Source organism: uncultured Sphingomonas sp. (genome assembly GCF_964021865.1).
In the GTDB taxonomy this organism is placed as follows: domain Bacteria; phylum Pseudomonadota; class Alphaproteobacteria; order Sphingomonadales; family Sphingomonadaceae; genus Sphingomonas.
In genome coordinates, this window is the sequence record NZ_CAXIAM010000043.1 from 23,084 (window position 1) to 29,569 (window position 6,486).

The following is a 6,486-nucleotide window of genomic DNA, read 5'->3' on the forward strand; positions in this document are numbered from 1 at the left end:
GGTCAGCGCGCCAGCCGTCCGTCCTCCAGCGCCGCCTGCTCGAACGCGAACAGGACGTCGGGGTCGGCGACCGGTACTTCCTGCGAAATCCGCGCCGGGGCGATGCGATGGACCAGATGGCGCAGGATCGCGATCCGTGCCGGCTTCTTGTGGTCGGCCCGCACGCAATACCAGGGCGCGATTGGCGTATGGGTTCGCATCAGCATCGTGTCGCGCGCCGCCGAATAATCGTCCCACCGCGCCTGCGCGACCTTGTCCATGTCGGACACCTTCAGCTGCTTCAGCGGATCGGTGCGGCGCGCCTTCAGCCGTTCCTCCTGCTCGTCCTTGTCGATGTCGAGCCACAGCTTGATGAGGCGGATGCCGCTTTCGACCAGCATCCGCTCGAAATCGGGCGCGTCACGCAGGAACTCGGCCTGTTCCGCCCCGGTCGAAAAGCCCATCACGACCTCGACCCCGGCGCGATTGTACCAGGAACGGTTGAAGATCACGATCTCGCCCGCGGCGGGCAGATGCGCGACATAGCGCTGGAAATACCATTGCGTCCGCTCGCGATCGGACGGTTTGGGCAGCGCGACGACGCGCGTGAAGCGAACTGACAGATGTTCGACGATCCGCTTGATCGCACCGTCCTTGCCCGCGCTGTCCCGCCCTTCCAGGACGATCACGACGCGCTCGCCCGCATCGACCGCGGCGAGCTGCGCCTCGACCAGCGCGAGTTGCGCCTCCTCCAGATCGTGCGCGTAGCGGTCCTTGTCCATCAGCAGCTCCCTTCAGCGCCTTTGGAACCAAGCCCGAACATTCCGGTTCCTATGCCATCGGCGGCGCACGTCGCGCCGCCCGCTCCGAGGATGGACATGACCCGCACGACCCTGAGCCTGTTCGGCGCCGCCAAGCAAGCTCCCGCTCCCAAGCGCCGCCTGAACGACGATCCGCTCGCCGGGCTGACCCCGGTCGAACGCGCGATGGCGCAGCGCCTGACGCCGGCGCGCGGCTGAGGTCGTCACGATCCTCGTGCTCCTGCGTGTGCGGGAGCACGACCCTCGCCAATCCGACGCCCGCTTAGATCTGTGAATAAGCCGTGGGGCTGAGGATGCGATTGTCGATCCCGGTGGTGATGTCGGGATCGGTAAGCCCGGGCGTCGCAATCAGCTTCTTCCACGCCGGGTCCGCGACGAACGTCGCCCAATTGCGTTCGCGGGTCGCCAGGTCGGGGAAGGTCAGCATATAGGTCAGACTGGGCAACCGCTCGCCCGTCAGATCCTGCGCGAAGAACACCGGGGTCAGGCCCGTGCGACGGAAGATGTCGATCTCGCCGCCGGTGTCGAACATCTCGATCTTGGTCGCGCCGGCCTTGACGCTTGGGCTAATATAGGTGCGCAGTTCGAAGATGCGGGCGCCGCTCGCTGGCTTCTCGACGCGCGGCATATGCGGGAAGGCCCGCATCAGCTTGATGTCGAGCGAGGCGAACCCCGGTGCGGTCGGCGTGGCATCGAGGAATGCGGCACCGGCCTGCGCGTGGCGCGTGTCGGCGGCCAGCCGGCCGGGCAGCGCGGCGAAGTCGGCCAACGTGGGGTGCGGGATCAGCACAAGCACGCTCGGGCTCGCCGGTCCGATGCTGACCGTGAAGACACCGATCGGGCCGCACCCGGCGTGCTGCGCCGCGGGGATGAACGCATCGCGCAGATAGGCGTCGAGCCGCGCGCGCATTGGGCCATTGACGAGGTGATAGGTACGTAGTTCGTAAATCTCCGGCGCCATCGTTGCGACGCGCGATTGCGCCTGCGTGCTCGCGGCGGCAACGGTGATCCCGCCAAGCGTGGCCCCCGCCAGCAGCGCGCGTCGATCGATCGGATAAGCCATTGATACCCTCGCCATGTCGTTGCGGGCCACGATGCCGATGCCGCTGGCATGGTCAAGCCGCGACCTTCGGCTATCATGCCGACGTCGATCAATCCGCACGAGCGTCGGTTGAGCGATCCGCGACCGCCGTGCGTTGCGCCGGGGAGGGGAAACGTTGATGTCGGATCGATACGAACAGAAGGCGGACGAGGCGGCCGAGGCCGAAGAACGCAGCGCCCCCGCGGCACGTGTGGTGCATGCCGCCGTCGCCGAGCAGGGCGAGGACGAACTCGAGCGCCCGGCCGCGTCGCTGTTCTGGTCCGGCTTCGCCGCGGGGATTGCGATCATGGCGTCGCTGTGGGTCAGCGGGGCGCTGCATCACTATCTGCCCGATGCGCGATGGGCAGAGGCGGTCGTCGCACTCGGCTACCCTGCCGGGTTCCTGATCGTCATCCTCGGTCGCTTGCAATTGTTCACCGAGCATACGGCAGTGGCGGTGCTGCCGGTCGTGCGCGCGCCGTCTCGCCGCAACCTTCTGGCGCTGGCGCGGCTGTGGAGCGTCATCTTCGTCGCGAACATGCTCGGCGCACTGATCGCGACCGCGCTGGCGGTGCACGCGCACCTCCAACCGGCGGAGACGCTGGCGGGCATGATCGGGGTTTCGGAAAAGTTGCTGGAGCGCACCCCCGTCGACACGCTGATGCAGGCGATCCCGGCCGGTTTCCTGATCGCCTCGATCGCGTGGATTCGCTCGGCGGTGAACAGCGGCGACTTCTGGATCGTCTTCGCGGTCACCTATGCCATATCGCTCGGCGGGTTCGCGCATGTCGTCGCAGGCGCGTCGGAAGCATTTCTGCTGATGTGGGCGGGGCAGGCGAGCGTCGGCTGGGCGCTCGGCGGGTTCGTCCTGCCCGCGCTGCTCGGCAACATCATCGGCGGCACCGGGCTGTTCGCGCTGTTGGCGCATGCGCAGGTCAAGAACGAAATCCGATCACGTTAAGCCGTTCGATCGGCAATCGCTGTTGAATCAGGTCTTTGTCTGGCGGGTCGAAGCTGCCATCACGGAAGGGAGACGGGCGGCGGCGAACGTCGTCGGAGGAGAGCAGGAGAGCCGATGATGAAGTTCGGGACGGTGGCGTTGGCGATCGGCAGCGTCGTGCTCTCCGGTGCCGCGCAAGGACAGACCGTGGCGACCGAGTCCGGCAAGGTCGCGGGCAGCACCGTCGACGGCGTCGCGAGCTGGAAGGGTATTCCCTTCGCCGCGCCGCCGGTCGGCCCGTTGCGCTGGCGCGCACCGCAACCCGCCGCGCGGTGGAGCGGCGTTCGCCAGGCGACCGCTTACGGCCACGACTGCATGCAATTGCCGTTCCCCAGCGATGCCGCGCCGCTCGGCACCACGCCATCCGAGGATTGTCTGACGGTCAACGTGTGGAAGCCCGCGGCGGCGAAGGTGAAGTTGCCGGTGATCGTGTGGATTTATGGCGGTGGATTCGTGAACGGCGGTGCGTCGCCGCCGACCTATGCGGGCGAGAATCTCGCGAAGCAGGGGGTGATGTTCGTCAGCTTCAACTATCGGCTCGGGCGGTTCGGCACCTTCGCACACCCGCAACTGACCGCGCAGGATCCGGATCGCGGAAAGCTCGGCAACTACGGCTATATGGACCAGCTTGCCGCACTTCAGTGGGTACAGCGCAATATCGCCGCGTTCGGCGGCGATCCGAGGAACGTCACGATCGTCGGCGAAAGCGCGGGCGGCATGTCGGTCAACACGATGGTCACCTCGCCGCTCGCCAGAGGGTTGTTCGCGCGCGCGATCGTGATGTCGGGCGGCGACGGTGGAAGCCGCGGCACCGATGGGCTGGCCGACGCCGAGAAGATCGGCGTCGACTTCGCAGCAAGCAAAGGCATCGCGCGCGACGATCCCGCTGCGCTTGCCAAGCTGCGTGCGCTGACGCCCGAGGCTGTGGTCGACGGGCTGAACCTGGCCGCGATGTTCACGCCGCCATCGGCGGTGAAGACCTTCGCCAGCCCCTATGCCGACGGGGCCGTCGCGGTCGATGCGGCTGCCGCCTATCGCAGCGGCGCGTTTCCCAAGGTGCCGATCATGATCGGCGCGACCGACAACGACATCGGCGGGCCGACCGGCTATATGGTCGCGGGCGCGCGCCAGCTTGCCGGCGCGATCGCGGCGGCGGGTGCGCCCGCGTATCACTACCGTTTCTCCTACGTCGCGGAATCGATCGGCAAGGCCGGGGCGGGCCACGCCACCGACATTCCGTTCTTCTTCGACACCGCCGCGATCAAATATGGCGGCGCGACCACGGCGCGCGATCGGCGGGCGGCGCGCACCATCAGCGCCTATATCGTAAATTTCGCGAAGACCGGCGACCCGAACGGGGCAGGGCTGCCGCGCTGGCCGCGCTACGACCGGCAAAAGGACGAACTGCTCGACTTCACCGCCGAGGGAGAGGCGGTGGCGGTCAAGGACCCGCTCGGCGCCGCGATCGACGCCGCGCCGGCACCCAAACGCTAAGGGATGATCGCGGGCCCGGCGTTGCAGGTTAACGAAAGCGGATGGGCGGAAGCGCGCCGCTAATCTATCGGCCGATTTCCGGCGTCGGGGGTTGATGCCGCTGCGAAGCGAGGACAAGGCATATGGCCCTGGGCACGATCGGGATGCTGGCGAGCGGCGCGGCGCTGATGGCGGCGACCACGCACGCCAGCGCTGACACACCGCCCCGCGCCGGGGGGACGATCGCGATCACCTCGCCCGACGGGGCCGATCCCGACGACGCCTTCGACCGGCGCGCCCGCGACGCCGCGACCGCGAAGCTGGGCGATCGTGGCTTCACGATCCTCAACGACCGCGACCATGCCGCGTATGTGGCGGAGGTGATCACGAGCCGCAGCGACGTCGGCACCTCGGTGACGCGCGCGCGCCGCGATGCGCCGGCGGTGCTTGGATCGGGGGTGAACATCCCGCTCGCGTCCGGCAAGTCGTCATTCGTCGCGATGCAGCGCACCACGATCGAGATCCGCATCCGGAAGCGCGGCAATCCGGCGCTGCTGTGGCATGGCAGCGCGGTGACGGTGCGTCCCGGCGAGCCGAGTGCGGCCAAGGCCGAGCGTTTGGCAGCCGAGCTTAGTCAGGCGGCGTTGAGTTCCTATCCGGTCGTAACCGAAACGGCGATCAGCATTCCCTGATCGCGACGGCCGCTACATAACGTGCGGCACGTTGACGAACGAGCTTGCCTTGGATACTGCGAGTCATTCGCAAATCGAGGTGATCCATGTACCGTTTCCTCGACCGTCTGCCGCCGAACCTCGACGAGCATTTCCACTTCCTCACCGGCGCGATGCGACAATGGACCGTCGCGGCGCGCAGCGGGCGGTGTCCTTGCGCGGCGCTGGCGCCTGGTTTCGGCTGGCGCGGGGTGATGGCGGCGCTGCCTGATTTCATCAGGCTGATGGCGTTGCTTGACCATCATGCGCTGCGCTGGCTGCGCTTCGGCATGCCGGGTGCGGAGCATGTCACCGAGGCAGAGGCCACGTTGCTGGCGATGTTCGCCGCGGGTCTCGACAGCGACGGTTGCGCCGTGCGTCGGATCGCCGCAACCTTGGTTGCGGACAACCCCGCCGCAGATGTGAGCGAGCAGATCGCGACGGCCGCCGAATGGGTGGCGCTACGCTTCGTGCAGGCGCCGCTCACCCAGCGCGACTGACATGCCTTGCCCGCGCCCAAGCCCAGCTATGGTTGACCCTTCCTGCGCCGCACCATAATGCCCGCCATTCGCAAGAAATCCTCATATCAGACCGGATCGCCGATGACCGACCTGCGTGCGCCAGTGCTTATCCCTGAATCGACCGCCTTCAACAGCGTGGCGGTGAAATGGGTGCGCCACTGGAACGAGCATCTGTTCAGCTTCGCGGTCGAGCGTCCCGCGTCGTTCCGCTTTCGGTCCGGCGAGTTCGTCATGATCGGCCTGCCGGGGGAAGGCGGCACCGATGACAAGCCCGCCAAGCCGGTGATGCGCGCCTATTCGATCGCCAGCCCGGCATGGGCGGAGGAACTGGAGTTCCTGTCGATCAAGGTGCCCGGCGGCCCGCTGACCGAGCGGTTGCAGGCGGTGGAGCCTGGCGATCAGGTCTATCTCGGCAAGAAGCCGACCGGCACGTTGGTGCTCGACGCGTTGCTCGGCGGCAAACGGCTGTTCCTGCTGTCGACCGGCACCGGCCTTGCGCCGTTCCTCAGCGTCGCGCGCGACCCGGACGTGTATGAGCGCTTCGACCAGGTCGTGGTCGTCCACGGCGTGCGCCGCGTCAACGATCTGGCGTTCCACGACGAACTCAGCGCGCGGCTGGCGGACGATCCGCTGGTGGCGGACGAGGCGGCGACCCGCTTCCATTACGTCCCCGCGGTCACGCGCGAGGATTTCCACACCACCGGCCGCATCCCCGCGCTGATCGAGAGCGGGCGGCTGTTCGAAGAGCTGGACGGCGAGCCGCGCTTCGACCCCGAGAACGACCGCGTGATGCTGTGCGGCTCGACCGCGATGATCCGCGAGATCGCGTCGATGCTGGAGCATCTCGGGCTGACCGAAGGGTCGAACGCCAACCCCGGGCAATTCGTGATCGAGCGCGCGT

The 6,486-nt window shown here is 67.5% G+C and carries 8 protein-coding genes; 6 read left to right on the top strand and 2 right to left on the bottom strand.

All coding sequences use genetic code 11. From position 1 onward, the window contains the following. Window positions 1–2: 2 nt before the first annotated feature. Window positions 3–761, bottom strand: a complete 759-nt coding sequence (gene ppk2, locus AADI75_RS11765) for a polyphosphate kinase 2 (protein ID WP_341209211.1) — start codon at window positions 759–761, stop codon at window positions 3–5. A 96-nt stretch (window positions 762–857) separates the two neighbouring features. Between ppk2 and AADI75_RS11770 the strand changes: the two genes are divergently transcribed. Further along, window positions 858–998 carry a hypothetical protein gene (locus AADI75_RS11770; protein WP_341209212.1) on the top strand — a complete coding sequence of 47 codons (141 nt, stop codon included), beginning with the start codon at window positions 858–860 and terminating at the stop codon, window positions 996–998. 64 nt (window positions 999–1,062) lie between these two features. On the opposite strand, the gene AADI75_RS11775 is transcribed toward AADI75_RS11770, so the two are convergent. After that, entirely contained in the window at window positions 1,063–1,863 is an 801-nt protein-coding gene (locus AADI75_RS11775; protein WP_341209213.1) for an NIPSNAP family protein, read from the bottom strand. A 157-nt stretch (window positions 1,864–2,020) separates the two neighbouring features. Between AADI75_RS11775 and AADI75_RS11780 the strand changes: the two genes are divergently transcribed. The 5 genes from AADI75_RS11780 to AADI75_RS11800 all read left to right on the top strand — a co-directional run. Further along, a complete protein-coding gene (locus AADI75_RS11780) occupies window positions 2,021–2,842 on the top strand; it encodes a formate/nitrite transporter family protein (protein ID WP_341209214.1) in 822 nt (273 codons plus the stop codon). Between the two features lie 114 nt (window positions 2,843–2,956). Further along, a complete protein-coding gene (locus AADI75_RS11785; RefSeq protein WP_341209215.1) occupies window positions 2,957–4,375 on the top strand; it encodes a carboxylesterase family protein in 1,419 nt (472 codons plus the stop codon). A gap of 122 nt (window positions 4,376–4,497) precedes the next feature. Continuing rightward, window positions 4,498–5,046, top strand: coding sequence for a hypothetical protein (locus AADI75_RS11790; RefSeq protein ID WP_341209216.1), 549 nt, complete (start codon window positions 4,498–4,500; stop codon window positions 5,044–5,046). A gap of 86 nt (window positions 5,047–5,132) precedes the next feature. Beyond that, window positions 5,133–5,564 carry a hypothetical protein gene (locus tag AADI75_RS11795; RefSeq protein ID WP_341209217.1) on the top strand — a complete coding sequence of 144 codons (432 nt, stop codon included), beginning with the start codon at window positions 5,133–5,135 and terminating at the stop codon, window positions 5,562–5,564. A 102-nt stretch (window positions 5,565–5,666) separates the two neighbouring features. Next, window positions 5,667–6,486, top strand: an 820-nt coding sequence (locus AADI75_RS11800; protein WP_341209218.1) for a ferredoxin--NADP reductase, incomplete at its 3' end; no start/stop codon positions are given.